Below are 26,896 nucleotides of genomic sequence, written 5' to 3'. Positions count from 1 at the left end.
CCCGCAGTTCACCTCCCCGCTCGTCCGTTTCGGGCGAGGCCGCGATGGACGACGGCGCTAAGCGCCCGCCCTCGCGATGATGCTGCGCGCGTGGCGGAGGATCGGTTCGTCGACCATGCGCCCTTCGTACGTGAAGACCCCGCGCTCGCTCTCGGCGGCTGCCAGGAGGGACCTCGCGTGCTCCACCTCGGCTTCGTCCGGGGCGAAGGCGGCGCGGATCGCGGAGACCTGCGCAGGGTGAATGCAGGCCTTGGCGGAGAAACCCGAGGCGGCGGCGTCGTCGGCTTCCTCCTCGAGGCCCTCGATGTCCGCGATGTCCACGTAGACGGCATCGATGGCGCCCCTCCCCGCCGCTCCCGCCGCGAGGAGTACCTGCGAGCGCGCCTGGAGGGCCACGGCCCGGTAGGTGCCGCGCGAGGTCCGGCTCGACGTCCCGCCGAGCGAGGCGACGAGGTCCTCCGCCCCCCACATCAGCGCGGTGACGCCGTCGGCCCGGGCGATGTCGGCGGCCTGGACGACACCGCGTGCCGTCTCGCACAGGGCGATCACCCCGACGTCACCGAGTGCGGTCCGGACGGCGGCGATGTCATCGGGCGACTCCGTCTTGGCGAGCATGACGGTGCGGTATCCCGTCCGGCGGAGAGCGGCGCAATCGAGCGCGAAGTCGGCACTACCGGCGGCATTGAGGCGCACGACGGTCCGCTCGGGATCGAGGACGGAGCCGGCGAGCGCTACGCGCGCGGCCTCCTTGGCGGCGGGTGCGACGGCGTCCTCGAGATCGAGGATCACGGTGTCAGCGCGATCGGCCGCCTTGGCATAGCGCTCCGGCCGGTCGGCAGGGCAGAACAGCAGGGCCGGCCCCAGGACGGTCCCGCTCATGCCGTCCCCTCCCGCTGTGCGGTCGACGGCGCGGTCGACGGCGCGGTCGACGGTGCGGTCGACGGTGCGGTCGACGACCACATGAGCACGGATCGGGTGGCCGTCGCCACGACGTCGCCGTGCTGGTTGCGCCCCGTGTGGGACATCGACACGACGCCCTGCCCCGGCCGGGAGGACGAGGGGCGGACGGCGATGATCTCGGTCTCGGTGTACAGGGTGTCTCCGTGGAAGAGCGGTTTCGGGAAGGCGACGTCGGTGAGCCCCAACTGCGCCACGATGGTGCCCTGCGTGAGCTGGGTGACCGACTGGCCGACGAGCGTGGCCAACGTCAGCATCGAGTTGACGAGGCGCTGCCCGAAGGGTTGCTCCGCCGACCAGGCTGCGTCGAGGTGCAGCGCCTGCGTGTTCATCGTCAGGGTCGTGAACAGGACGTTGTCGGCCTCGGTCAGCGTCCGCCCGGGGCGGTGGGCATACACGGCTCCCACCTCGAGCTCGTCGAAGAACAGCCCCCTCTGCTCGATCACGCGCCGCCCACCCGGACCGTGACCACTCATGCTGCCTCGTCCCCGAGATCGATGCGCAGGGGCGCACCTGTTGCGGCGATGACCTCCTCGACGGTGACGCCCGGCGCGGTCTCGCGCAGCACCAGGCCGTCGGGCTCGACGTCGATCACCGCGAGGTCGGTGACGATCCTGTCGACGCACCCCTTGCCCGTGAGCGGCAGCGAGCAGGACTCGACGATCTTCGGACGACCCGCACGGTCCACGTGCTCCATCATGACGATCAGGCGCTTGGCCCCGAAGACGAGGTCCATGGCCCCACCCATCCCCTTGACCATCCTGCCGGGGACCATCCAGTTCGCGAGGTCGCCGTTCTGCGCGACCTCCATGGCTCCGAGCACCGCGACGTCGACGTGCCCGCCGCGGATCATGCCGAACGATGCCGCGGAGTCGAAGAAGGCGGCTCCCGGATTGGCCGTGACGGTCTCCTTGCCCGCGTTGATGAGGTCGGGATCGAGGGCCTCCTCCGCCGGGTACGGTCCGACGCCGAGGATCCCGTTCTCGGAGTGCAGCACCACCTCGACACCCTCGGGGATGTAGTTCGGGATGAGGGTGGGCATCCCGATGCCGAGGTTCACGTACTGGCCGTTCTCCAGCTCCCGTGCCACCCGGGTTGCGAGCTCGTTGCGGGTCAGCGCCATGGTCATGCTCCTTCCGGCGTGCGGTCGGCGGCGAGCGAGACCGTGCGCTTCTCGACGCGTTTCTCGGTGTCGGGCGCCACGACCACCCGCTGGACGAAGATGCCGGGCGTGTGCACCTGCCCGGGATCGAGATCGCCCGGTTCGACGAGCTCCTCCACCTCCGCGATCGTGACCCGGCCTGCCTGTGCGGCGAGCGGATTGAAGTTCATCGCCGTCGCGCGGAACACGAGGTTCCCGTGGCGGTCGCCCTTCCAGGCGTGCACCAGTGCGTAGTCCGGCCGCAGGGACTCCTCGAGCACGTACTGCACCCCGTGGAAGGACCGCACCTCCTTCGGCTTCGACGCCACCGCGACCTTGCCGGCGTCGTCGTACCGCTGGGGCAGCCCGCCCTCGCTGACCTGGGTTCCCACTCCTGCGGTCGTATAGAACGCGGGGATGCCCGCGCCTCCCGCGCGGAGCTTCTCGGCGAGGGTGCCCTGCGGCGTGAGCTCGACCTCGAGTTCGCCCGAGAGGTACTGGCGCGCGAACTCCTTGTTCTCCCCCACGTACGAACTGACCGTCCTGCGGATGCGGTGGTCGGCCAGCAGGATGCCGAGCCCCCAGTCATCCACGCCGCAGTTGTTGCTGACCGTCTCGAGGTCCGTGGTCCCCTGCGCGTGCAGCGCTCCTATCAGGGCCACCGGGATCCCGCACAGTCCGAAGCCACCGACGGCGAGGGATGAGCCGTCGGGTATGTCCGCGACCGCCTCCGCCGCGCTACCAACCACCTTGTCGATCACTGCTCCTCCTCCGCTGTGCCGATGTCCCGAGGTCGCCGCCCGTAGGCCGCAGCGGGCTAGAGCCCGAGTTCCCGTGCGATCAGCATGAGCTGGACCTCCGTGGTCCCCTCGCCGATCTCGAGGATCTTCGAGTCACGGTAGTGCCTGGACACCACGAACTCGTTGATGAAACCGTAGCCGCCGAAGATCTGCGTGGCGTCGCGGGCGTTGTCCATCGCGGCCTCGCCGGCCACCAGCTTCGCGATGGAGGCCTGCGTCTTGAACGGCTTACCCGCGAGCATGCGGGACGCGGCGTCGTAGTAGGCCAGGCGCGCGGTATGGGCGCGGACCTGCATGCGGGCGATCTTGAACTGGATGGACTGGTAGGCGCCGATGGTGCTGCCGAACGCCATGCGCTCGCCGGCGTACCTGATGGACTGCTCCACGCAGCCCTGCGCCGCACCGGTAGCAAGCGCCGCGATGGCGATGCGGCCCTCGTCGAGGATCTGCAGGAAGTTGGCATAGCCCCGACCACGTGTGCCGAGCAGGTTGGCCTCGGGGACCCGGACGTCCTTCAGGGTGAGGGGGTGCGTGTCGGACGCGTTCCAGCCCACCTTGTTGTAGGCCTTCTCCGCCGTGAAGCCGGGAGTGTCGGACGGCACGAGGATGGTGGAGATCTCCTTCTTGACCGTGCCGTCGGGCCGTTCGGACGTGCCCGTGACCGCGGTGACCGTGACGAGGGAGGTGATGTCGGTCCCGGAGTTGGTGATGAATTCCTTCGTGCCGTTGACGACCCACTCGGCCCCGTGCCGGCCTTCCTCGAGCACCGCGGTCGTCTTCGTACCCGACGCGTCCGAACCGGCCTCGGATTCCGTGAGACCGAAGCCGCCGAGCGCCGTCCCCGCGGCGAGCGAGGGCAGCCACTGCTGCTTCTGCTCCTCCGTGCCGAAGCGGTAGACCGGCATGGCGCCGAGGGAGACCCCGGCCTCCAGGGTGATCGCCACCGACTGATCCACGCGCGCCAGTTGCTCCAGTGCCAGGCACAGGGCGAAGTAGTCGCCGCCCATGCCCCCGTACTCCTCGGGGAACGGAAGCCCGAAGAGCCCCATGTCCCCCATCTGCTTCACGACCTCGTACGGGAAGCTGTGCTCGGCGTCGTGCCTCGCCGACACCGGGGCCACCACCTCGTCCGCGAACTCGCGCACGGTGTCCACGAGGTCCTGGTATTCCTCACTCAGTTCGAAGTTCATGCTGCGTTCCCTTCCGTGGGACTGGCTGGAGCACCGGCTGGAGCACCGGCTGGAGGACGTGCTGTCGAGGAGCTCGCGCCCGGAGTGGGGTCGATGGCCGCGACGATCTGCTGGGCCTTGACGAGGTCCCCCGGCTTGAGGGACAGGCGGACGACGCCGGACGCCGCGGCCGTGAGCTGGTGCTCCATCTTCATGGCCTCGACGGTGACGAGGACGTCTCCGGCCTGCACCACCTCACCGTCCTCGACGGACACGGACACGACGGTCCCCGGCATGGGACTGCGCACCAGTGGATCGGCAGTGCCCTCCTCGCGGGTGATGCGTGAGAGAGCCGCGTCGAGGAGTTCGCGCCTCCCGGGGCGGCGCAGCCGGGAAGACCAGCCGGCCTGAGCCAGCCAGACGGTGTCGCCGTCGACGTGGTACTGGCTGCTGGAGCGCACGCCGTCGATCGTGACGCCCCCGTGCTCGTCGACCCGGACGCTCAGCGATTGTCCCCGGACGGTCGCGGTCCATCCCGTGCCTGACGCCACGAGTTCCACCGTCTCCGATCCGCCGTGGAATTCGAGCGGCACGGCACGCGGACGCACCGCACCGATCCGGAACCCGTTCCCCCGGTGCCACGGCGACCCGCTGCGGACCGACGGTGTCGATTCGACCAGCAGGACGGCGGCGAGCGCGAGGTCGGGCGCGGTGATGGGCCTGAACGCGAGGTCCGGGAGCTTGCGTTCGATCAGGGTGGTATCGAGCCGCGCCGAGCGCACGTCGTCGTCGTTCAGGAGCAGGCGCAGGTACTCGATGTTCGTGTCCACCCCGAGCACCACGGTGCCGGCGAGCGCTGCGTCCAGGCGCTCCAGTGCCTCCGCGCGATCCGCCCCCCAGGCGATCACCTTGGCGAGCATCGGGTCGTACGACGACGAGACGGCCCCACCGGGCAGCAGGGAGCTGTCGACGCGGATGCCGTCCCCCGTCGGTTCGGACAGTGCCAGGATGCGGCCCGTGGACGGGAGGAAACCGCCCTCGGGGTTCTCGGCGTAGACGCGCGCCTCGACGGCGTGACCCGTGAGGACGACGTCGTCCTGCGCGAGTGGCAGCTTCTCACCGGCGGCGATGCGGATCTGCCATTCGACGAGGTCCACACCCGTCACGAGTTCCGTGACGGGGTGCTCCACCTGCAGGCGCGTGTTCATCTCCATGAAGAAGAATTCGTCCGGCGCGGCATCGGAGACCAGGAACTCGACCGTCCCGGCTCCCGTGTAGTCGACGCTCCGGGCGGCGTTGCACGCTGCCTCGCCGATTCGGCGGCGTGTGGACTCGTCCAGCAGGGCCGACGGCGCCTCCTCAATCACCTTCTGGTGGCGGCGCTGAAGGGAGCACTCGCGCTCGCCGAGGTGGATCACCGTGCCATGCCTGTCGGCCAGTACCTGCACCTCGATGTGCCGCGGCCGTTCGATGAGCCGTTCGAGGAACAGGGTGTCGTCACCGAAGGCGCGTGCGGCGACGCGTCGGGCGGTTCCGAGCACCCCCGCGAGGTCCTCCGCCCGGTGGACGGCGTGCATGCCCTTTCCACCTCCGCCTGCCGAGGGCTTGATCAGCATCGGGAAGCCGACGTCGCCGGCCGCGCGCAGAAGGTCGTCGTCCGTCAGGCCGGGTTCGGCGATGCCGGGCACCACGGGTACCCCGAAGGTCGCGACGTGGTTCTTGGACCGGATCTTGTCCCCCATCACGTCGAGCGCATGCACGGACGGGCCGATGAAGACGATGCCGGCCTCCTGCAGGACTGCCGCGAAGGAGGCGTTCTCGCTGAGGAACCCGTAGCCCGGGTGAACCGCTCCCGCCCCCGTGCGGCGGCAGGCCTCGACGACCGCAGGGATGGACAGGTAGCTCTCGGAAGGCGCTGCACCACCGATCCGTACCGCGAGGTCCGCCTCGAGGACATGCCGGGCTCCGGCATCGGCGTCACTGTAGACGGCGACCGAGCGCAATCCGAGTGCGCGGACGGAACGGATGACACGGCACGCGATCTCCCCCCGATTGGCGACCAGGACGGTGTCGAAGGGCCACGAAGCGGTGGTCCGGGACGCGCTGTCCGTCATCGGATCGGGTTTCGTCTGGTGGGGTGTCATCGAGTCACATCCGGAAGAGGCCGAAGGAGGTATTGGGCAGGGGTGCGCCGGCGCAGACGGCCAGCGCGAGACCGAGGACGGTCCTGGTGTCGGCGGGGTCGATGACGCCGTCGTCCCAGAGCCGTGCCGTCGAGTAGTAGGGATTTCCCTGGGCCTCGTACTGGGCGCGGATCGGGGCGCGGAAGGCGTCCTCGTCCTCGAGCGACCACTGCTTCCCGCGCGCCTCCAGCTGGTCCCGTTTCACGGTGGCCAGGACGGACGACGCCTGGCTCCCTCCCATGACGGAGATACGGGCGGCGGGCCACATCCACAGGAAGCGCGGGGAGAACGCGCGGCCGCACATCGAGTAGTTGCCGGCACCGAAGGACCCGCCGACGACGACGGTCAGCTTGGGCACCCGGCAGGTCGCGACGGCGGTGACCATCTTGGCACCGTTCTTCGCGATGCCGCCGGCCTCGTAGTCCCTGCCCACCATGAAGCCGCTGAGGTTCTGCAGGAACACCAGCGGGATGCCGCGCTGGTCGCAGAGCTCGATGAAGTGCGCCCCCTTGAGCGCGGACTCGCTGAACAGCACGCCGTTGTTCGCGACGATGCCGACCCGGTGACCGTGGATCGTCGCGAACCCGGTGACGAGCGTGGTGCCGTACTCGCGCTTGAACTCGTGGAAGAGGGATCCGTCGACGATGCGCGCGATGATCTCGCGGGCGTCGTAGGACGCGTTGACGTCGATCGGGACGGCACCGTACAGCTCCTCCGGGTCGACGGCCGGTTCCGCGACCTCCACGGGCGGGATCGCCACCGATGGGGCAGGAAGCGTGGCGATGATGTCCCGCACGATCTCCAGCGCGTGCTGGTCGCTCTCCGCGAGGTGGTCGGTGACGCCGGAGATGCGCGAGTGGACGTCGCCCCCGCCCAGCTCCTCCGCGGTCACGACCTCGCCGATCGCGGCCTTCACGAGGGGTGGACCGCCCAGGAAGATCGTGCCCTGGTTCCGGACGATCACGGTCTCGTCGCTCATCGCCGGCACGTACGCTCCTCCGGCGGTGCAGCTTCCCAGCACGGCGGCGATCTGCGGGATCTTCCGGGCGGACATGGTCGCCTGGTTGTAGAAGATGCGCCCGAAGTGGTTGCGGTCGGGGAACACCTCGTCCTGGCGCGGCAGGAAGGCTCCGCCCGAGTCGACGAGGTACACGCATGGAAGGTGGTTCTCGAGCGCTATCTCCTGCGCCCGGAGGTGCTTCTTGACCGTCATCGGGTAGTAGGTGCCGCCCTTGACCGTGGCGTCGTTCGAGATGACCAGCACATGGCGGCCGTGCACGAGGCCGATACCGGCGATGACACCGGCACCCGGGCACTCGTCGTCGTACATGCCGTTCGCGGCGAGCGGGGCGATCTCGAGGAAGGGACTGCCGTCGTCGAGCAGCTGATCGATGCGCTCGCGGGGAAGCAGCTTGCCGCGGGCTACGTGGCGCTCGCGCGACGCCTCCGGCCCGCCCAGGGCGGTGGTGGCGAGGCGACGCCGCAGGTCGTCGACGAGTTCTGCCTGCGCCGTGTGGTTGGCGGTGAATGCCGGTGAGAGCGGATCGACCTCCGAAGCAAGGGTCTCCATCGACTACTTCCTCACGCACTGATCGGTTAGCGATCGCTAACTGAATTCAGGTTAGTGGTCATTAACCTGGATGTCCATCAGAATGAGGGGATCACTCCCCTGCCGACGACGAGGACCTGCATGGAGGCACTGCCCACGGAAGACCGCGTGACCGGCCGAAGCCTCGCGAAGGCCAGCCGGCGCGCGGCACTCCTCGACGCCGCGGCCCACCTGTTCGCCGACCGCGGGTACAACGGGGTGTCCATCGAGGACCTCGGCGCCGCTGCCGGGGTCAGCGGGCCGGCCGTCTACCGCCACTTCACCGGCAAGCCGTCGGTGCTTTCCGCCCTCCTCACGGGGGTCAGCGAAGACCTGCTCGTGGGTGGGAGGAGCGTAGCCGCAGATGCCTCCTCCCCCGAGGACGCGCTTCGGGCGCTCATCCGCTTCCAGGTGGAGTTCGCCCTGAACAACGCCGACGTCATTCGCGTGCAGGATCGTGACCTGGCATCCCTGCCGCACGACGACGAACGCACGGTGCGTTCGCTGCAGCGCAGTTACCTCCAGGTGTGGGTGGACCAGCTCGCCGACCACCTGCCCGACGCCGACCGATCGCTCCTGCGGCGCAAGGTGCATGCAGTGTTCGGGCTCATCAACTCGACCCCGCACACCGCGCACGGCACCGGGTCGGGACGGGAACTGGCGCAGCTCCGGGATCTCCTGCAGGACATGGCATGGGCTGCACTGACCGTGTGACGCCCGCGCGCGGCCTGCCTCCGGGGAGGCCTGGCTGCCTAGTACGCTGAACCCACGAGAAGTTCCGGCCTCGCCGACCGCCCGGCCACTCCACCGACTGAAAGTACCGCTGTGATCACGCTACGTCCCGTTGAAGCTTCCGACCTCGACGAGTTCTTCTCGCACCAGCTGGACCCCAGCGCCAACCACATGGCCGCGTTCGGAGCGAAGAACCCGTCGGACCGTGGAGTCTTCGACCACCACTGGCAGGACATCCTCAACGACAGCAGGATCACGGTACGCACCATCCTCTCCGACGGCGACGTCGTCGGCAGCATACTGGCGTACAACGATGACGAGACCCCCGAGATCAGCTACTGGATCGACCGCTCGCGCTGGGGCCAGGGCATCACCACGGCCGCGGTCGGGCAGTTCCTCAACGAGGTGACCCAGCGGCCGATCCGGGCGCGGGCGGTCGCCGACAATGTGAGCTCGATCCGTATCCTCGAGCGCTGGGGCTTCCAGAAGGTCGGTGAGACGCAGGGATTCGCACCTGCACGCGGTGCGGTCGTCCGGGAGCTCATCCTCGAACTGCCGTAGGCGCTCCCGCACGGTGCGGAAGCGCCCACCCGCTCGTGCGGCGGCGTGCTACGCCTTCAGACCATCGCCAGGACCATCGCCGGGTTCCGCAGGATGGTGCCGACGTCGGCCAGGAAACGCGACCCCTGCTCGCCGTCGACGAGACGGTGGTCGAAGGACAGGCTGAGCGTCAGGACGGACCGGAGGGCGACAGCCCCCTGGTACTCCCACGGCGTCCTCCGCACGGCTCCCATGGCCAGGATCGCGGCCTCGCCGGGATTGAGGATCGGCGTACCGGCATCGATCCCGAAGGTGCCGATGTTGGTGATCGAGATCGTCCCGCCCGCAAGATCGGCGGGAGGCGTCTTGCCGGCACGCGCCGTCTCGGTCAGCGAGCGTAGAGCCACCGCGAGGTCCGTCAGCGTCATGGCGTGGGCCGATGCGATGTTCGGCACGAGCAATCCGCGCGGTGTCGCCGCCGCGATGCCCAGGTTCACGTACGGGTACTGCACGATCTCCTGCGACTCCTCGTCCCACGACGAATTGAGCGTGGGATTCCGAGCGACGGCGATGCACACCGCCTTCGACACGATGGCAAGGAGCGTGATCCGCGTTCCCTCGAATGCCCTGCTCGATCTCAGTTCGGCGAGCAGGTCCATGGTCGGCGTGACGTCGATGGTCAGGAACTCGGTCACGTGCGGTGCCGTGAAGGCACTGGCGACCATAGCTGCCGCCGTGTGCTTCCGCATCCCCTTGATCGGGGTGCGCGTCACGCCCGGTGACGACCGCCCGGCCTGTGGAGGTGGCGGCGCTGTCGGCAGCCCGTCGACTGCAGGGTCGCTCGACATGGCTGACGGCATGGCTGACGGCATGGCTGACGGCATGGTCGCGGAACCTGCCGGCGTCGGGGCTTCCGGTCCACCGGCCGTGCCCTCGTACGCAGCGAGCACGTCTGCGCGGGTGATCAGGGAAGCTGGACCGCTGCCGGTGAGCACGTCGAGGGAGATGCCGAGATCGCGCGCGAGCTTCCGGACCGGCGGAGTGGACCGTGGCCGCTCTCCGTTCCGTCGACCGCGCTCCTGTTGCCCCGGCGCCGACGACGACGGCACGTGCGCCTGGCACTGCACCTGCTCGGGCAGCCGGGGGGACGCGGACGCGACGGACGCGATCGTGCGGCTCCGTCGCTGAGGACGCCCGCCCTGCTCCACAGCCGCCCCGTACCCCACGAGGTTCGGCTCGCGCCTCGCGCGCACTTCTCCGTCGCGTGCATCCGACGGCGGAACAGGACCGGTGCCCGGGACCGGATGCGGACCAGGTACCGCACCGCCGACATCCCGGGCGACGTCGAACGAGACGATCGGCGTCCCGACGTCGACCACGGTTCCTGCCTCCACATGCAGGCGCACCACCTTCCCGGCGTACGGGGACGGCAATTCCACGACGGCCTTGGCGGTCTCGACGTCGGCGATGATCTCGTTGAGCTCGACGGTGTCGCCCTCGGCGATGTGCCACCGGACGATCTCGGACTCCGTCAGGCCCTCCCCGAGGTCGGGTAGGCGGAATTCGCGGACCGGACCCGCCGGTTCCTTCGTCGGTCCGGCCGTTCCGATGCCTGTCACGCCCGTCATAGCGTCCGTCGAGGCACTCATCGCTGCACCGCCGCATCGGCGTCGAGTGCACTGAGCGAGTTCGGGCGACGCAGCACGCGGTCCACGCCGTCGAGGATTCGGTCGAGGTCCGGCAGATGATGGAACTCGAGCTTGGAGTACGGATAGGGGATGTCGAAGCCGGTGACGCGCACGGGCGCGTGCTCCAGGTAGTCGAAGCACCGCTCCGTGATGCTGGCGGCGATCTCCGCGCCGAGACCGCCGGACTGGGCGGCTTCGTGCGTGATGACGAGCCGGCCCGTCCTGCGGACGGACGCCTCGACCGTCGGGAAATCGATCGGCGCGAGGGAGCGGAGGTCGATCACCTCGATCGAGATGCCGTCGTCGGACGCTGCGATGGCGGCGTCGCGGGCTGTGGGGACGAGCGGACCGTAGGCCACGAGCGTGACGTCCGTGCCTTCGACGACCACCCGCGCGTCACCCATGGCCGACGACGGCGGCGCGCCCTCGTCCACCTCGCCCTTGACGTGATAGCGGCGCTTGGGCTCGAAGTACAGCACGGGATCGTCGCTCGCGATGGCCTGCTGGATCATGGTGTAGGCGTCCTGCGGGTTCGAGACACTCACCACGCGCAGGCCGGAGGTGTGCGTGAAGTAGGCCTCGGGGGATTCGGAGTGGTGCTCGGGCGAACCGATGCCGCCGCCGAAGGGCACCCGGATGGTGATGGGCATCTTCACGGCCCCCTGGGTGCGGTAGTGCAGCTTCGCCACCTGGCAGACGATCTGGTCGAAGGCCGGGTAGATGAACCCGTCGAACTGGATCTCGACCACCGGGCGGTAGCCGCGGTAGGCCAGCCCGACCGCGGTACCCATGATGCCGGCTTCGGCGAGCGGAGTGTCCAGCACGCGGTGCGCCCCAAAGTCCTTCTGCAGTCCGTCCGTGATGCGGAAGACGCCTCCGAGCTTCCCGATGTCCTCACCCATCAGGACCACTTTCGGATCGTCGTCCATGGCGCGGCGAAGGCCTGCGTTGATCGCTCGCCCGAAAGTCATCGTGGGCATCAGCGGGACCCTTCCTGTGATGCCTGGGCGAAGGAGGCGAGATAGTGTTCGTAGTGGTCCTGCTGGCGGTCGAGCCAGGAGTTCGGCTCGCTGTAGACGTGCCTGAAGACGTCCGACGGCGCCGGTTCCGGCATCGCCAGGCAGCCCTCGCGCAGCGTCGCGGCGGTGGCGTCCGCCGTGGCCTTCACCGAGTCGGCGTAGTCCGCGTCGAGCAGGCCGAGGGAATCGAGCAGGGCCGCGAGCCGTGCCAGCGGATCCCGGGCCGCCCAATCCTCGAGCTCGTTCGGGTCGCGGTAGCGGGTCGGATCATCCGCCGTCGTGTGCGGGCCCATGCGGTAGGTCACGGCCTCGATGAAAGTGGGACCGCCACCTGCGCGCGCACGGGCGAGGGCCTCACGCGTGACGGCCAGGCATGCGAGGACGTCGTTGCCGTCGACACGCACGGAGGGAATACCGAAACCGGGCGCCCGGCGCGCGATCGGCACGTGGGCCTGGAGACCCACAGGCTCCGAGATGGCCCAGTGGTTGTTCTGGCAGAAGAAGATGACGGGCGCCTGGTAGCTCGCGGCGAACACCATCGCTTCGTTGACGTCCCCCTGGCTCGTTGCTCCGTCGCCGAAGTAGGCGACGGCGACGGAATCCGCGCCGTCATGGATGATGCCCATGGCGTAGCCGGTGGCATGCAGCGACTGAGCTCCGATGATCACCTGCGGGGTCGCCATGTTGATGGAGTACGGGTCCCATCCGGACGAGGCGTTGCCGCGCCAGACCCGCAGGATGTCCGTCAGGTCGACCCCCCGGCAGTACGCCACGCCGTTCTCGCGGTAGCTGGAGAAGACGAAGTCGTCGGCCCGCAGTGCGCGACCGGACCCGATCTGCGCGGCCTCCTGCCCCAGCAACGGTGGCCAGAGCGCGAGCTCGCCCTGGCGCTGGAGAGCGGTCGCCTCCGCATCGATGCGACGCACCACCACCATGTCCTCGTAGAGTCGCCGCAGGGCCGGACCGTCGACGTCGGCCACGAGCTCGTCATATCGGTCGTGCGCGTGGCGTACGCCATGGGGATCGATGAGCTGCACGAGTTCGTCCGCGCCCTCGTGGGCCGCGCCCGGAAGGACTGTTCCGGACGCCGGTCCGGAGCCGTGGTCACCGCTGGTTGATCCCGATCCTGGCCGGGCTTCGTCCTGGGCCATTGCACGCAACCTTCGCATTCGCAGACAACCCTCCGCCGGCTGTCCGCACGACTGGAGGGCTCCGGGCGCCATTACCCGAAGTGGTTGTGACCCTACTCACAGGCAGCAGGTGGCACAACTGTTATCTCTTCGACTGAGCATCTTGCTCTATTCGCACGACAGTCCCCGTGTTAGCGTTGCGCACTATGCAACCCCTGGACCTCACCGACACGCGGCTCCTGCAGGCCATCTCGAAGGACCCACGGCGCACCGTCGTCGCCCTCGCGCAGAAGCTGGGACTCTCCCGGAACACGGTGCAGGCAAGGATGGCGCAACTCGAGAAGAAGTCCGTCTTCCTCTCGTTCGAGCGGCGGATCAACACCGTGTCGCTGGGCTATCCCCTCATGGCCTTCATCCACGTCCACGTGCAGCAGCAGAAGCTGGCATCCATCACGCACAGTATCGCTGCCGTTCCCGAGGTCATCGAGGCGTTCGGACTGACGGGTCAGGCGGACATCCTCGTCCGCGTGGTTGCCGTGGATGCCGAGGATCTCTTCCGCATCAACGGCAAGATCCTGGCGTGCGACGGTGTGGAGCGCTGCGATACCTCTCTCGCGATGGGAGAGCTCATCCCGTTCCGCGTCGAACCGCTGCTCGCACGCGGACCGCGCACGGCGTCCTGACCTCCCGGCCGGAGAGGCCGGCTGACCGGGTTCGGTGGGACGTAATCCCTGCTCCCCGGCCCTCTTCCGCCTGCCCCTACACTCGACGCATGGGCACAAAGGCGCAGGGTACCTATGCCAAGGGCATCGAGCGACGACGCGAGCTGCTGAGGATTGCCGCCGAGGTGTTCATCGCCGAGGGTTTCGAAGGCACCACCCTGAAACTCGTCGCGGAGCGGGCAGGCATCAAGGAAGCAACGCTGTTCCACTACTTCAGCGGGAAGCAGGACCTGCTCACGGCCGTCCTCGCGGACCGCGACGAGCAGACCACCGCCGGGCACGGCGGCACGACGGCGTCCCTCGCGGACCTTCCGGACATCGCTGCACACAATGAGCGACATCCCGGGCTGACGGCACTCTTCGCCGTGGCGTCGGCGACAGCCACGCGGCAGGGCCACGCTGCGCGGGACTACTTCCGTGAACGCTATGCCTGGCTCATCGAGACGACGGCGAAGGACATCTCCGCTGCACAGTCCCGCGGGGAGATCCGCTCCGACATCAGTCCGGAGGATGCCGCCCGCATCATCATCGGCGTGTTCGACGGCATCCAGCTCCAGTGGCTGTACGACCCGTCGGTGAGCATGCCGGCCGCACTGACCAACGTTCTCAGGCTCCTCGACGCGCGTCCCTGACCGGCACACGCAGGCAGGCCGCTTCAGACCCGTCCGGACAACGGCAGAGACCGCCCCTCCTGTCGGTGGGACGGTCTCTGCGCTTGGAACGGGTGGAGCGGTTGGGAGGGGTCGACGACGCCTAGTGGTCGGTCGCCTTTTCCGCACCGACACCGGTGAGGGAACGAACCTCCATCTCGGCCTGCTTCATCGGGTCCTCCTGCGTGCGGGAGAGCGTGGTGCCCAGCCAGCCGAGGAAGAACGCCAGCGGGATGGAGACGATGCCCGGGTTGCTGAGCGGGAACACCGAGAAGTCGGCGCCCTGGATCATCGACTTCTCGCCGCCGGAGACGACGGGCGAGAGGGCGATCAGCAGGATGGCCGATCCCAGTCCGCCGTACATGCTCCAGACCGCGCCCTGGGTGTTGAACTTCCGCCAGAACAGCGAGTACAGGATGGTCGGCAGGTTGGCACTGGCCGCGACCGCGAAGGCGAGCGCCACGAGGAACGCGACGTTCTGGCCCTGGGCGCCGATGCCGCCGAGGATGGACAGCAGGCCGATCACGACCACCGTGCGTCGTGCGACCTTCACCTCGCCGTCCGGGTTGACCCTGCCCTTGCGGATCACGCTCGCATAGATGTCGTGGGCGAAGGACGCCGCGGCCGTGATCGTGAGTCCCGCGACCACCGCGAGGATGGTGGCGAACGCTACGGCCGAGATCAGCCCGAGGAGGATGGATCCGCCCAGCTCGAAGGCCAGCAGCGGTGCAGCTGAGTTGACGCCTCCCGGTGCGGCCAGGATGCGATCGGCACCGATCAGGGCACTGGCGCCGTAGCCCAGCACCAGGGTGAAGAGGTAGAAGGCACCGATGAGCCAGATGGCCCAGACCACGGAGCGTCGGGCCTCCTTAGCCGTGGGAACGGTGTAGAAGCGCATGAGCACGTGCGGCAGCGCCGCGGTGCCCAGCACGAGCGCGAGGGCGAGGGACAGGAAGTCCAGGCGCGTGATGGCACTGAGGCCGTACTGCAGGCCCGGGCTCGTGATCGCCTCGTTGCCGGAGGTCTCGATCGCCCTACCCAGCAGCGTCGAGAGGTTGAAGCCGTGCAGCGCCAGGACCCACACCGTCATGATGAACGCGCCGGCGATCAGGAGGCAGGCCTTGATGATCTGCACCCAGGTGGTGCCCTTCATGCCGCCGATCAGCACGTACATGATCATGAGGACGCCGACGACGGTGATGACGACGGACTGGCCGAGGCGGTCGTTGATGCCCAGCAGGAGCGAGACGAGTCCGCCCGCACCCGCCATCTGGGCGAGGAGGTAGAAGAAGCAGACGGCGAGCGTGGTGATGGCCGCCGCGATGCGTACGGGACGCTGTTTGAGGCGGAAGGACAGGACATCGGCCATCGTGAACTTGCCCGTGTTGCGCAGCAGCTCCGCAACCAGGAGGAGGGCCACGAGCCATGCGACGAGGAACCCGATGGAGTACAGGAAGCCGTCGTAGCCGTTGATCGCGATCGCGCCGACGATACCGAGGAACGACGCCGCCGAGAGGTAGTCTCCGGCGATGGCCGTGCCGTTCTGGCCGCCCGTGAACGAGCGCCCGGCCGCGTAGTAGTCGGCTGCGGTCTTGTTGTTGCGGCTCGCGCGCAGCACGATCACGAGCGTGATGGCGACGAACAGCCCGAAGATGGCGATGTTGAGCAGAGGCGATCCGACGGTCGTCACCTCGGTGGTCTGCAGCGGCACGTGGACTGCCGCACTGGTGATGGAGATCACTTGTTTCCACCTGCTGGGTCGATGAATGCTTCGGGCGCCGCTTCCTCGAGCTCGTGGCGGATGTTCGCGGCGATGGGGTCGAGGCGCTTGTTGGCGTAGCTGACGTACCACATGGTGATCGCGAAGGTGCTCACGAACTGCAGCAACCCGAGGATGATGCCGATATTGATGTTGCCGATCACGGGCGTCGCCATGAAATCGTGCGCGTAGTCCGCCAGCAGCACATAGGCGAAGTACCAGAGCAGGAAGAACACTGCCATGGGGAAGACGAAACTGCGGTGGCGCTTGCGCAGTTCCTTGAACTGCTCGGTCTGCTGGACTTCGGTGAAGTCGACGGCAGCACCGGAGCCGACTGCCGGCTCTTCTGGGTGCGAACCCATTGTTGCTCCTTCGTTCGGGATGTCACCCAGCCGCCGCGTGGCGTCGTCGCCGCACGGGGAAGGCACGTCACTGTGACTCCCATCACTGTGCGGGACGACGTCGGCCGTTACCAGCCGCACCCGCCCGCTCGTCGGCGAGTGTGCTCTCGCATGCGGTGAACGGTCGGAGGATGCGCCGAGATGGCGCGGAATGACCACCTGGCAGGGGCCGCTACTGTGGATCCATGTTCAGCGCCGCCGTCGATACCGCCCTGGTGTGCGCCGTCGCGATCATCACGCTCGCCGTCGTCGCGTCCCTCGGGTTCCGCCTCTCCCGCTCCTACCGCGACCTCGGATCCGACGCCGACCGGGCGACCTACGCCACCCTCCATACCGCGGCCCTCGCGTCCGAGCACCTGCGCGAGGGACTGACGCCTGCCGGCGCGTCGAAGGCGAGCCGCCACCTCCGCGGACTGCTGCGCTGCGACATCCTGATGATCAGCGACGACGCCGGCGTGCTTGCGTGGGACGGCGGGCGTGGCACCCCGCCGGACGTGATGCCGCTCGTACGCCAGGTGCTCGAGAGCGGACGGACGCAGATCGTCCGCCGCCAGCGGCTGGACACCGTCGGGCTGACCGAGCTGGGCGAGCTCGTGCTGTCTCCTGTGCGCGTCGACGGACGCGTGGTGGGCACCGTCGGTGCGTTCGCGAGCGACGTCAATGCGGGACTCGTCCGGGCCACGAACGAACTCGCCGGGTGGGTCTCCACCCAGGTGGAACTCGCGGAGCTCGATTCCTCCAGGCGGCTCCTCGCCGAGGCGGAGGTACGGGCGCTCCGCGCGCAGATCAGTCCGCACTTCATCTACAACTCGCTGAACGCCATCGCATCCTTCATCAACACCGACCCGGCGCGGGCGCGCGAGCTCGTGGTCGAGTTCGCCGACTTCACCCGATACTCGTTCCGCCGGCACGGCGACTTCACCACGGTGGCCGAGGAACTGCGCAGTATCGACCGTTACCTCCTCCTCGAGCGCGCGCGGTTCGGCGACCGGCTCAAGGTCAGCCTCGAGATCGGTCCGGAAGTCCTCAGTACCGTCATCCCCTTCCTCAGCCTCCAGCCGCTCGTCGAGAACGCGGTGCGGCACGGACTGGATTCGAAGGACGGCGTCGGGAACATCACGATCACGGCGCACGACGTCGGTCCCTTCGCCGAGGTGACCGTCGAGGACGACGGCGTCGGGATCGAGCCCGAGCACCTCCGCTCGGTCCTGGCCGGACACACCGAGGGGGTGCACGTGGGGCTGCGGAACGTCGATTCCCGCCTGCGCCAGGTGTACGGCGACGACTACGGCCTGATCATCGACACCGCGCCCGGAGCAGGCACGCTCATCACGATGCGCGTACCCAAGTCGCAGCCCGACCACCAGGCATGAGGCGCGTAACCTAGGAACCATGGTCAATGTTGTCATCGCCGACGATGAGCTTCCCGCAGTCGAGGAGCTGGCCTTCCTGCTCCGCAAGGACGCCCGCATCGGAACGATCCACCGGGCATCGAGTGGAGCCGAGGCGCTGGGCGTGCTCGAGCAGCACAGCGTCGACGCACTCTTCCTCGACATCCACATGCCGTCGCTCTCGGGGCTGGACATCGCCCGCGTCATCTCCCGCTTCAACCGGCCGCCGGCCGTCGTGTTCGTCACCGCGGACGAGGACCGGGCGCTCGAGGCCTTCGAGCTCCGAGCCGTCGACTATCTCCTCAAACCCGTCCGGACCGAGCGGCTGGCCGAGTCCGTCCGGCGGGTCTGCGAACTCATGGAGGGCGCGACGGCGGCGCCCGAGGTCATCACGGTGGACCAGGGCGGCGTCAGCCGCATGATCAGGCGGGACGACGTCCGGTACGTCCAGGCGCAGGGCGACTACGCACGCCTGCACACGTCCGAGGCGAGCTACCTCATCCGGATTCCGCTGAACGACCTCGAGCGCCAGTGGGCGGAGGCCGGCTTCCTCCGGACGCACCGCTCCTACCTCGTCGCTATGGACCAGGTGCAGAAGGTGCGCATCGGCGCCGGCCGCGCGAGCCTCTTCGTGGGGGACGCGGAGCTGCCGGTCAGCCGCCGCCATCTGCCCGACGTGCGGGAGAAGCTCGAAGCCACCCGACTCCGCCCGAGCCATTGACGGCGCACCGCGTGCGCCTGCTGCTGCTCCGTCCGGATCGTTCCGGCGGAACCGTCCTATGATCCCGGGGTCCTCCGGACCGCCCCGCCGGATCAGGGTGACGGCTCCCAGGACCGCTGCGCGTGCGACGGGAGCATCCTTCCCCGTGGCTCGGGAGATGGCGGAGCAGTCGGAGGTGGGCCAGTTGTTCGTGGAGTCGCTGATCAGGTCGCAGTTGCGGTTGGCGCTCGTGGTGGCCGGGGGTTTCCTGGTGATCCTCATCGGGATCCCGGTGCTGCTCGCCGTGTTCCCCGACATCAACGGCGTCACGATCCTGACGGTACCGATTCCGTGGCTGCTGCTGGGGCTGGGCATCTATCCCCTGGTCATCGGGTGCGCCGTCCTCTACGTGCGCAGCGCCTCCCGGAACGAGCGGCACTTCCAGGACCTCGTGGACGATGACTGACGCGTTCCACGACGGCGCGCTGCAGCTGAGCCCGGCCGTCGGCTACACGGCGCTCGTCCTGGTCGCACTGAGCACCGTCCTGATAGGGATCTACGGGCTGCGCATCTCCCGGACGACCGGCGACTTCTATGTCGCCTCGCGCACGGTCCGCCCGTGGTGGAACGCCTCGGCCATCGGAGGGGAGTACCTGTCCGCCGCGAGCTTCCTCGGCGTCGCCGGGCTCATCCTCATCTCCGGCGTGGACGCGCTGTGGTTCCCGATCGGCTACACAGCCGGCTACCTCATGCTCCTGCTGTTCGTCGCCGCTCCGCTCCGGCGATCAGGCGCGTACACGATCCCGGACTTCGCCCAGGCGAGGCTCGACTCGCTCCTGGTGCGCCGGGTGACCAGCATGCTGGTCGTCGTCGTCGGATGGCTGTACATCGTCCCGCAGCTCCACGGTGCGGCGCTGACCGTCCGGATCACCACCGGACTGCCCTCGTGGGTGGGCCCGCTCGCCGTCGTCGTCGTGGTGTGCCTCAGCGTGGTCACCGGCGGCATGCGCTCCATCACCTTCGTCCAGGCCTTCCAGTACTGGCTCAAACTCACGGCCCTCGCCGTCCCCTTGGCGTTCATCCTGTTCCGCCTCGGTGCCGACGGCCGGCCGATCACGGCCGGCGGGAGCGCCTTCACCGCGGACCTCAACACGACGGCCGAAGCCTCCCTGTACGGCACGATCTCGCTCGTCATCGCGCTGCTGTTCGGGACGCTCGGGCTGCCCCACGTCCTCGTGCGCTTCTACACCAACCCCGACGGCGCATCGGCGCGCCGGACGACGCTCATCGTCCTCGGGCTCCTCTCCGTGTTCTACCTCTTCCCCACCGTGTACGGCATCCTCGGTCGGATCCACACTCCCGAACTGGCGGCGGAGGGAGCAGCGGACGCCACTGTCCTCCTCCTGCCCGGACGCATCTTCGACGGAATGACGGGCGACGTGCTGTCCGCCCTCGTGACGGCAGGCGCCTTCGCGGCGTTCCTCTCGACGACGAGCGGACTCGTCGTCTCCCTCGCCGGTGTGGTGAGCCAGGAGTTCTTCGAGGGCAGCGTCGCAGGATTCCGGCGGGCCGCGCTCCTATCGGCGCTCATCCCCCTCGTCATCGCCCTGCTGACCGACAGCCTCGCCCTCGCGGGAAGCGTCGGGTCGGTCTTCGCCTTCACGGCCTCCACCATCTGCCCGCTGCTACTGCTGGGCATCTGGTGGCGCGGCCTCACCGATGCCGGCGCGATCGCCGGCATGCTCGCCGGCGCAGTGCTGTGCGGCGGAGCGATCGCGGTGACGGCGCTGATGGGTCCTCTTACCGGGGACGACCGGGTGTGGCTGGAACAGCCTGCCCTGTGGACGGTGCCGACAGCTTTCATCACCATGGTGGTGGTATCGCGGGCGACGGCCCGACGGAAACCGGCGTCGGCGTCACGCGTGCTGGCACGCCTCCACACCCCCGAACCACGGTAGGAGGCTGTAGCACGCAGCCGCGCGTCGGGCGGACGCGTCCGTGGGTCAGTCGATGCCGGCCATGAGTTCGACGACGCGGTCCAGGAACCCGTCGACCTGGTTCTCCTCGTACCCGTCGGCGCCGCGCGCCTCACGGAACACCGCGCGGCGGACGACGTCGACACTCATGGGCAGGTCGTCCTCGAGGTACTGCAGGAGCTGATCGCAGAGGCGGTCGACGTCCTCGATGTCGTAGCTCGGGCTGTTCCTCTTCGTGGGACGGCGGAAGCGCTCTCCGGGCGGGCGGTGGAGGCGGTTGCGGAGGACAGCCGCGGTCCGGCCGATCTCGCGCAGCCAGGCATCCTCGCCCTTCGTGCTGATGAGGTGGTCGCGTTCCCGCTGCGCGAAGACGTCCTCGAGCCTGTCCAGGGCGGCGTCGACCGCTTGTGGCTCGTACCCGCCCTTCGCAGGGTCGAACGCCGTGGCGCGGACGTCCCTGCTCGTGATGGCGTCGCCGTCGGGGTCCTCTGCGTTGTAGTGCGCGCGGGCCTTCGTCAGGAAGCGATCGACCTGACGGGTGTTGTAACCGAATTCGCGGCGCCCGACACGCGCGAAGGGTGAGCTGCCCGGGCGAGCCACGTCCATCGATGAAAGTCCTTCTGCTGAATTCTCTGAGTGCCTGCGGAGCCCTGTGCCTCCGGCGGGTTATGCCACTGACCTGCGGCTACAGCAACCCCGGTACCAATGTAGCGGACAGCAGGTACGCCACCGGGGAGGCGAGGACGATCGAATCCAGGCGGTCCATCACTCCGCCGTGACCGGGCAGGATCGTGCCCATGTCCTTCACGCCGAGTTCCCGTTTGATCATCGATTCCGCCAGGTCCCCGGCCGTGGCCGACGCGACGATCGCCACGGCGAGCACCAGGCCGATCCACAGCGGCTGGTCCAGCAGGAGGACCGCGCAGAGGCCCCCGACGACGAACGCTCCGCCGATCGACCCGCCGAAGCCCTCCCACGACTTCTTAGGGCTGATCTTCGGCGCCATGGCGTGCTTGCCGAAGAATGCCCCGATCAGGTAGCCGAAGGTGTCGTTCGCGACCACGAGCAGCAGGAGCGTGGCGATGACGAGGAACCCGCCCTCCGCGCGCATCAGCAGCATCGCGAAGCTCAGCATGAAGGGGACCCACAGCACCGTGAACGTGCCGGCCATGAGGCTCTTGGCCGCATCCGGCGCAGGGTCCAGCGATCGCCAGAGGAAGAGCCCGAGAATCGAGAAGACGGCAGCGACGGCGAGCCCTTCGGCTCCTCCGAGATAGGCCGAGAACGGAAGGACGAGCGCCCCGGCCAGGGTGGGCACCACCGGCACGGAAATGCGCCGGAGCTCCAGCGCCCGGCAGATCTCCCACACCCCGACGGCCCCGAACAGCGTGACGATCCCGACGAAGACGATCGGGAAGAACAGCAGTCCCACCAGGACGGGGATCAGGAGGCCCGCGCCGACGCCGATGGCCGCCGGCAGGTTGCGCCCGGCACGTGACGGCGTTCCGGGTACCTTGGGAGGACGGCGGCGCTTGAAGAGGCCGTGGCCGATTGCCCCTGACGCACGAGCGGCTCGGAGTGCCCTGCGCGACCCAGGGGCGGGCGCCGACCCGCTTTCCACGGGCGGACCGGTGCCTACCGCTGCATCCTGCATTGCGGCGATGCCCGCCCCGGTGTCGACCGGACTAGCCTGCGGGCGCGCGGCATCGGGGGCGACGACGACGCGCGTGTTGTCTGTTCCAGCGGCAGGCGTCGATGGCTGCCCGGGTGCCGCACCAGGAGGATCGTGGTCTGCCATCAGACCTCGAGCAGCTCCGCTTCCTTGCGCTTCAGCAGCTCGTCGATGAGGTCCACGCGTGACTTGGTGAGCGCATCGAGCTCCTTCTCGGCGCGTGACCCCTCGTCCTCGCCGGCGTCGCCGTCCTTGACCGCCCTGTCGATGCCGTCCTTGGCCTTGCGACGGATGTTCCGGATCGAGATCTTCGCGTCCTCCGCCTTGGTCTTGACGACCTTCACGTATTCCTTGCGGCGCTCCTGCGTCAGCTCGGGCAGGACCACGCGGATCACGTTGCCGTCATTCGAGGGATTGGCGCCGAGGTCGGACTCACGCAGCGCCTTCTCGATGTCGTTGAGAACGGCCCGGTCGAAGGGCGTGATGAGCAGCGTGCGTGCTTCCGGGTTCTGGAAGGATGCCAACTGCTGCAACGGCGTGGGGGCACCGTAGTACATCACCACGACCTTCGAGAACAGGGACGCATTGGCGCGGCCCGTTCGGATCGTCGCGAAATCGTCCTTTGCAACCTCCACGGCCTTGTCCATCTTGTCGGTGGCTTCCAGCAAGGTCTCTTCGATCACAATGTCTCCTTCGCTCTGCAGTCGGCTGCCCGGCAACCGTTCCAGTGGTCAATCCTAGTTCACCCCCGTGCGCCCTTCCGGCACCGGCAGGGCGGCGTTGCCCTGTCCGCTCCGAGCGGCTAGGCCGTGACGAGCGTCCCCAGCTTCTCACCGCGGATAGCACGCGTGACGTTGCCCTCGCCCTCCATGCCGAACACCACCATCGTCAGGTTGTTGTCCTTGCACATGGTCATCGCGGTTTGGTCCATCACGCGGATGTCCCGGCGCAGCGCCTCGTCGTAGGACAGGGTGTCGAGCTTCTCCGCCGTCGGATCCTTGTGGGGGTCTGCGGTGTAGACGCCGTCGACGCCGCTCTTGGCCATGAGGACCTCGTCGGCGTGGACCTCCAGGGCCCGCTGGGCCGCGACCGTGTCGGTCGAGAAGTACGGCAGGCCCGCTCCGGCGCCGAAGATCACCACGCGCCCCTTCTCCAGGTGGCGGATGGCGCGCCGCGGAATGTAGGCCTCGGCGACCTGGCCCATCGTGATGGCGCTCTGCACCCGTGTCTCGACCCCGGCCTGTTCGAGGAAGTCCTGCAGTGCGAGGCAGTTCATCACGGTGCCGAGCATTCCCATGTAGTCGGCTCGGGAGCGGTCCATGCCGCTCTGCGAGAGCTCGGCGCCGCGGAAGAAGTTGCCGCCGCCCACGACGATCGCGACTTCGACCTCACCCACCGTTGCCGCGATCTGCTGCGACACGGACCGGACGGTCTCGGGATCGACGCCCAGCTTGCCGCCGCCGAACACTTCGCCCGAGAGCTTGAGGAGGACACGACGCCGCGCCTGGGCACCACCCGTCGGAGCAGTGGAAGTGGTGTCCATGAAATGCCTCCCGGGCGTTGGCTGGTGGCCGCTCCTGGTCGGGCGGCCGGTTGTACGAGGTGCGGGGTGTTGCCGGACCCGTTACAGGATACGGCGCGCCTCCCGGGCGCAGGAAAGGGCGGCCACCGGCTGGCGGCCGCCCTTCACCTTCGTGCTGCGGAGCAGGCCCCTGGCCTAGGCTCCGACGCGGAAGCGTGCGAACGCGGTCGCGTTCGCTCCGGCGTCCGCGAGGACCTTGGCGACGGACTTCTTGGCGTCCTTGGCGAATGCCTGGTCGACCAGGACACCCTCCTTGAAGAAGCCGGTGAGTCGTCCTTCGACGATCTTGGCGAGTGCCTGCTCGGGCTTGCCCTCTGCGCGGGCCGTCTCATCGGCGATGCGGCGCTCCGACTCGACGAGCTCGGCGGGAACATCCTCGCGGGTCAGGTAGGTGGGCGAGTACGCAGCGATGTGGACCGCGACGTCGTGCGCTGCCTCCACTGCGGCGTCGCCCGAGCCCTCGACGGCGAAGAGCACGCCGACCTGGGCGGGAAGGTCCTTGGACGTCTTGTGCAGGTACGCGTCCACGATCTGGCCCTCGATGCGAGCGATACGACGAACGTCGACCTTCTCGCCGAGCAGTGCACCGGCTTCGATGACGTGCTCGGAAACCGGCTTGCCGTCGAGCTCGAACGCGAGCAGGCTCTCGACGTCGGTGGCGCCGGACTCGATGGCCGCGGCAAGTACCTTGTTCGAGAAGTCGATGAACGGTCCGGCCTTCGCGACGAAGTCGGTCTCGCAGTTGACCTCCACCATGACGCCGACGTTGCCGTCGACGCGAGCTGCGACGAGGCCTTCGGCGGTCGAGCGTCCCTCGCGCTTCGTCGCGCCCTTGAGGCCCTTGATGCGGATCAGTTCCAGGGCCTTGTCGGCGTCGCCGTCGGCCTCGTCGAGGGCCTTCTTGACGTCCATCATGCCGGCGCCCGTGCGCTCGCGCAGGGCCTTGATGTCAGCGGCAGTGAAATTTGCCATACGAACTCCTAAGTTGAAGTGGATCTACGAAGAGCTTCCGTGGGCCGTGGCCCCCGGTGCAAGCGTCATGCGATGAACACCTGCGGAACATGCGTAAGGGGCGTGGTTCGACCCACACCCCTTACGCAACGGGAACTACTTGGTGTCGCTGGCGGAGACTTCCTCAGCAGGCACGTCGGCTGCTGCAGGCGCTTCGGCGGCGAGCGCCTCGGCCTCGGCCGGAGCCTGATCCGCGGCCGGCGACTCGGAGGTTGCAGGAGCGGTTGCCTCGGTTGCGGCATCGCCCTCGAGCAGTTCGCGCTCCCACTCGGCCATGGGCTCCTCGGCTGCAGCAGCATCGTTACCGCTGGCGCGGTTGTTGCGTGCAATGAGGCCTTCGGCCACGGCGTCGGCTACGACGCGCGTCAGCAGGTTGACGGCGCGGATGGCGTCGTCGTTGCCCGGGATCGGGAAGTCGACCTCGTCGGGATCGCAGTTGGTGTCGAGGATCGCGACGACGGGGATGTTCAGCTTCTTCGCCTCGTCGATGGCGAGGTGTTCCTTCTTCGTGTCCACGACCCAGATGACGGAGGGGGCCTTCGTCAGGTTGCGGATGCCGCCGAGGTTGCTCTGGAGCTTGGTGAGCTCACGCTTCAGGAGCAGGAGCTCCTTCTTCGTGTGTCCCGACCCGGCGACGTCGTCGAAGTCGATCTCTTCGAGTTCCTTCATGCGCTGGATGCGCTTGGACACCGTCTGGAAGTTGGTGAGCATGCCACCGAGCCAGCGCTGGTTCACGTAGGGCTGGCCGACGCGCGTCGCCTGGTCGGCGATCGCTTCCTGTGCCTGCTTCTTCGTGCCGACGAAGAGGACGGTTCCGCCGTGGGCGACTGTGGCCTTGACGAACTCGTACGCGCGGTCGATGTATCCCAGCGACTGCTGGAGGTCGATGATGTAGATGCCGTTGCGCTCGGTGAAGATGAAGCGCTTCATCTTCGGGTTCCAACGGCGGGTCTGGTGACCGAAGTGGACGCCGCTGTCGAGCAGCTGGCGCATGGTTACGACTGGCATGTCATGCCTTTCTTCAGCAGGGCTTCAGCGCTGTGCGCTGCCTCTGCTTGTTGACGGTTGTCTCGGTGCAGACCAGGGTGGTCGGCACTTCCTGGCACCTGGTCGTCGCGGGGACGTCCCCTCCCCTACCGGGCTCAGCCGGACCGCGGGGTGGACACTTCGGCAGCCCTCGTGGGCTCCGAATCGCAGGCACGCGTAGTCAGCCCGGAGACCCCATGCCGCATCGATGCCGAAGGCGGATGCACGTGGGAGCAGCAGGCTGCTGGATCAAGTGTACTACAGCGGATGGGCGCGCCCCGGCGGGAACGACGGCCCTGCGGCTTCCACTGCAGGGCGAGGGCACGTCACTTTTCCACATGGATGCTGCGGACGCCCCGGCGCCGGTCGATGACGGGCAGTGTCGATGCATGCCTGTCGCCACGTCGCCGATCGCGCGCACGGCCCGCGCTCCCCGCAGCCAACCGAGCCACCCCTGCCGCCATCCCGGCCACCCGCGCCGGCTCTTCGCCCTCGTGCTCTGCCTGGCAGCCGCGTTCGTCAGCGGTTCCGCAGGCCCGGCCACGGGTTCGCATCCCTCCCCCGTCACCGGGTGGCCCGGCGCTTCCACGCTCCCGGAGCAGCGCGGTCCGGAGGTGTTCGTCCCCGAGTGGTCGTGGCCGCTGGAGCCGGTACCGACGGTGCTACGAGCCTTCGAGAAACCACCCCGGACGTGGCAACGGGGTCACCGTGGCGTGGACCTCTCCACCGGTGCGGAAGGGTCAGCCGCGATCCTGAGCCCCGCGGACGGCGTCGTCTTCTTCGCAGGCACGGTCGTGGACCGTGGCGTGCTGTCGATCGACCACGGCGGCGGCCGGATCAGCAGTTTCGAACCGGTCGAGACGGACCTGCTGAAGGGTCAGCGGGTCGCGGCGGGCGACGTCGTCGGGGCCCTCGCCACAGCGACGGGCGAGGCCCTGGGGCACTGCGGATTCCCGTGCCTCCACTGGGGCGTGCGGGTGGACGGCGAATACGTCGATCCGCTGTCCTTCGTCATGGACCGCCGCCCATCGGTGCTGCTGCCGCTTGCAGGGTGACCGA

At 68.4% G+C, this 26,896-nt stretch carries 27 protein-coding genes; 9 read left to right on the top strand and 18 right to left on the bottom strand.

Annotated features, from left to right (window positions below):
• Window positions 1-57: 57 nt before the first annotated feature.
• Genes FDK12_RS10650 through FDK12_RS10620 form a run of 7 tightly spaced genes read right to left on the bottom strand, consistent with a single transcriptional unit; the run spans window position 58 to window position 7,820 of the window.
• Window positions 58-879: an HpcH/HpaI aldolase/citrate lyase family protein gene (locus FDK12_RS10650; protein ID WP_137369637.1), complete on the bottom strand. Its 822-nt coding sequence runs from the start codon at window positions 877-879 to the stop codon at window positions 58-60.
• Complete coding sequence (locus FDK12_RS10645) at window positions 876-1,433, bottom strand: MaoC family dehydratase (protein WP_137369546.1); 558 nt, start codon at window positions 1,431-1,433, stop codon at window positions 876-878. Before FDK12_RS10645 ends, FDK12_RS10650 begins: the two co-directional genes overlap by 4 nt.
• Entirely contained in the window at window positions 1,430-2,080 is a 651-nt protein-coding gene (locus tag FDK12_RS10640; RefSeq protein ID WP_137369545.1) for a CoA transferase subunit B, read from the bottom strand. The genes FDK12_RS10645 and FDK12_RS10640 overlap by 4 nt, the downstream gene beginning before the upstream one ends.
• 2 nt (window positions 2,081-2,082) lie before the next feature.
• Window positions 2,083-2,859, bottom strand: coding sequence for a CoA transferase subunit A (locus tag FDK12_RS10635; protein ID WP_137369544.1), 777 nt, complete (start codon window positions 2,857-2,859; stop codon window positions 2,083-2,085).
• 56 nt (window positions 2,860-2,915) lie between these two features.
• Window positions 2,916-4,088: an acyl-CoA dehydrogenase family protein gene (locus FDK12_RS10630; RefSeq protein ID WP_137369543.1), complete on the bottom strand. Its 1,173-nt coding sequence runs from the start codon at window positions 4,086-4,088 to the stop codon at window positions 2,916-2,918.
• The gene (locus FDK12_RS10625; protein WP_137369542.1) at window positions 4,085-6,211 is read right to left on the bottom strand and encodes an acetyl/propionyl/methylcrotonyl-CoA carboxylase subunit alpha; all 2,127 of its coding nucleotides are present in this window, start codon (window positions 6,209-6,211) and stop codon (window positions 4,085-4,087) included. Before FDK12_RS10625 ends, FDK12_RS10630 begins: the two co-directional genes overlap by 4 nt.
• A gap of 4 nt (window positions 6,212-6,215) precedes the next feature.
• A complete protein-coding gene (locus tag FDK12_RS10620) occupies window positions 6,216-7,820 on the bottom strand; it encodes a carboxyl transferase domain-containing protein (RefSeq protein WP_137369541.1) in 1,605 nt (534 codons plus the stop codon).
• Window positions 7,821-7,940: 120 nt separating this feature from the next.
• Here FDK12_RS10620 and FDK12_RS10615 point away from each other — a divergent pair, with 120 nt between their 5' ends.
• Complete coding sequence (locus FDK12_RS10615; RefSeq protein ID WP_137369540.1) at window positions 7,941-8,552, top strand: TetR/AcrR family transcriptional regulator; 612 nt, start codon at window positions 7,941-7,943, stop codon at window positions 8,550-8,552.
• A gap of 111 nt (window positions 8,553-8,663) precedes the next feature.
• Window positions 8,664-9,131, top strand: a complete 468-nt coding sequence (locus FDK12_RS10610; RefSeq protein WP_137369539.1) for a GNAT family N-acetyltransferase — start codon at window positions 8,664-8,666, stop codon at window positions 9,129-9,131.
• A gap of 56 nt (window positions 9,132-9,187) precedes the next feature.
• Here FDK12_RS10610 and FDK12_RS10605 read toward each other — a convergent pair whose 3' ends face one another.
• The 3 genes from FDK12_RS10605 to pdhA are packed head-to-tail and all read right to left on the bottom strand — an operon-like array spanning window position 9,188 to window position 12,968.
• Window positions 9,188-10,738, bottom strand: coding sequence for a dihydrolipoamide acetyltransferase family protein (locus tag FDK12_RS10605; RefSeq protein WP_137369538.1), 1,551 nt, complete (start codon window positions 10,736-10,738; stop codon window positions 9,188-9,190).
• A 17-nt stretch (window positions 10,739-10,755) separates the two neighbouring features.
• Complete coding sequence (locus tag FDK12_RS10600; protein WP_137369537.1) at window positions 10,756-11,778, bottom strand: alpha-ketoacid dehydrogenase subunit beta; 1,023 nt, start codon at window positions 11,776-11,778, stop codon at window positions 10,756-10,758.
• Window positions 11,778-12,968, bottom strand: coding sequence for a pyruvate dehydrogenase (acetyl-transferring) E1 component subunit alpha (pdhA, locus tag FDK12_RS10595; RefSeq protein ID WP_137369536.1), 1,191 nt, complete (start codon window positions 12,966-12,968; stop codon window positions 11,778-11,780). Before pdhA ends, FDK12_RS10600 begins: the two co-directional genes overlap by 1 nt.
• A gap of 185 nt (window positions 12,969-13,153) precedes the next feature.
• Between pdhA and FDK12_RS10590 the strand changes: the two genes are divergently transcribed.
• Together FDK12_RS10590 and FDK12_RS10585 are read left to right on the top strand one after the other, a co-directional pair.
• Complete coding sequence (locus FDK12_RS10590; protein WP_137369535.1) at window positions 13,154-13,630, top strand: Lrp/AsnC family transcriptional regulator; 477 nt, start codon at window positions 13,154-13,156, stop codon at window positions 13,628-13,630.
• A gap of 89 nt (window positions 13,631-13,719) precedes the next feature.
• On the top strand, window positions 13,720-14,301 hold the full coding sequence (locus FDK12_RS10585; protein WP_137369534.1) for a TetR/AcrR family transcriptional regulator: 582 nt from the start codon (window positions 13,720-13,722) through the stop codon (window positions 14,299-14,301).
• Between the two features lie 121 nt (window positions 14,302-14,422).
• On the opposite strand, the gene FDK12_RS10580 is transcribed toward FDK12_RS10585, so the two are convergent.
• Both FDK12_RS10580 and FDK12_RS10575 read right to left on the bottom strand, forming a co-directional pair.
• Complete coding sequence (locus FDK12_RS10580; protein WP_137369636.1) at window positions 14,423-16,030, bottom strand: cation acetate symporter; 1,608 nt, start codon at window positions 16,028-16,030, stop codon at window positions 14,423-14,425.
• A gap of 26 nt (window positions 16,031-16,056) precedes the next feature.
• On the bottom strand, window positions 16,057-16,440 hold the full coding sequence (locus FDK12_RS10575) for a DUF485 domain-containing protein (protein WP_137369533.1): 384 nt from the start codon (window positions 16,438-16,440) through the stop codon (window positions 16,057-16,059).
• Between the two features lie 224 nt (window positions 16,441-16,664).
• Here FDK12_RS10575 and FDK12_RS10570 point away from each other — a divergent pair, with 224 nt between their 5' ends.
• The 4 genes from FDK12_RS10570 (at window position 16,665) to FDK12_RS10555 (ending at window position 20,528) form a co-directional block, all read left to right on the top strand.
• Entirely contained in the window at window positions 16,665-17,852 is a 1,188-nt protein-coding gene (locus FDK12_RS10570) for a histidine kinase (protein WP_137369532.1), read from the top strand.
• A gap of 19 nt (window positions 17,853-17,871) precedes the next feature.
• A complete protein-coding gene (locus FDK12_RS10565; protein WP_104118176.1) occupies window positions 17,872-18,591 on the top strand; it encodes a LytR/AlgR family response regulator transcription factor in 720 nt (239 codons plus the stop codon).
• 97 nt (window positions 18,592-18,688) lie between these two features.
• Window positions 18,689-19,036, top strand: a complete 348-nt coding sequence (locus FDK12_RS10560) for a DUF485 domain-containing protein (protein WP_258059065.1) — start codon at window positions 18,689-18,691, stop codon at window positions 19,034-19,036.
• A gap of 25 nt (window positions 19,037-19,061) precedes the next feature.
• On the top strand, window positions 19,062-20,528 hold the full coding sequence (locus tag FDK12_RS10555) for a cation acetate symporter (RefSeq protein WP_137369635.1): 1,467 nt from the start codon (window positions 19,062-19,064) through the stop codon (window positions 20,526-20,528).
• A gap of 45 nt (window positions 20,529-20,573) precedes the next feature.
• On the opposite strand, the gene FDK12_RS10550 is transcribed toward FDK12_RS10555, so the two are convergent.
• From FDK12_RS10550 to rpsB, 6 genes are all read right to left on the bottom strand, one after another.
• Window positions 20,574-21,152, bottom strand: a complete 579-nt coding sequence (locus FDK12_RS10550; RefSeq protein ID WP_137369530.1) for a DivIVA domain-containing protein — start codon at window positions 21,150-21,152, stop codon at window positions 20,574-20,576.
• Window positions 21,153-21,231: 79 nt separating this feature from the next.
• Entirely contained in the window at window positions 21,232-22,344 is a 1,113-nt protein-coding gene (locus FDK12_RS10545) for a phosphatidate cytidylyltransferase (protein WP_317616733.1), read from the bottom strand.
• Window positions 22,344-22,901, bottom strand: coding sequence for a ribosome recycling factor (gene frr, locus FDK12_RS10540; RefSeq protein ID WP_104118172.1), 558 nt, complete (start codon window positions 22,899-22,901; stop codon window positions 22,344-22,346). The genes FDK12_RS10545 and frr overlap by 1 nt, the downstream gene beginning before the upstream one ends.
• A gap of 119 nt (window positions 22,902-23,020) precedes the next feature.
• Window positions 23,021-23,761 carry a UMP kinase gene (gene pyrH, locus FDK12_RS10535; protein ID WP_137369529.1) on the bottom strand — a complete coding sequence of 247 codons (741 nt, stop codon included), beginning with the start codon at window positions 23,759-23,761 and terminating at the stop codon, window positions 23,021-23,023.
• 174 nt (window positions 23,762-23,935) lie between these two features.
• Window positions 23,936-24,772, bottom strand: coding sequence for a translation elongation factor Ts (gene tsf / locus FDK12_RS10530; RefSeq protein ID WP_137369528.1), 837 nt, complete (start codon window positions 24,770-24,772; stop codon window positions 23,936-23,938).
• A 135-nt stretch (window positions 24,773-24,907) separates the two neighbouring features.
• Window positions 24,908-25,819: a 30S ribosomal protein S2 gene (rpsB, locus tag FDK12_RS10525; protein ID WP_137369527.1), complete on the bottom strand. Its 912-nt coding sequence runs from the start codon at window positions 25,817-25,819 to the stop codon at window positions 24,908-24,910.
• Between the two features lie 407 nt (window positions 25,820-26,226).
• Between rpsB and FDK12_RS10520 the strand changes: the two genes are divergently transcribed.
• Window positions 26,227-26,892, top strand: coding sequence for a M23 family metallopeptidase (locus FDK12_RS10520; protein ID WP_137369526.1), 666 nt, complete (start codon window positions 26,227-26,229; stop codon window positions 26,890-26,892).
• Window positions 26,893-26,896 lie beyond the last annotated feature (4 nt).

The organism is Arthrobacter sp. NamB2 (assembly GCF_005281365.1).
Classification (GTDB): Bacteria; Actinomycetota; Actinomycetes; order Actinomycetales; family Micrococcaceae; genus Arthrobacter_D.
The sequence above is the reverse complement of the archived record's forward strand: the minus strand, read 5'-3'. Positions and strand labels throughout refer to the sequence as shown.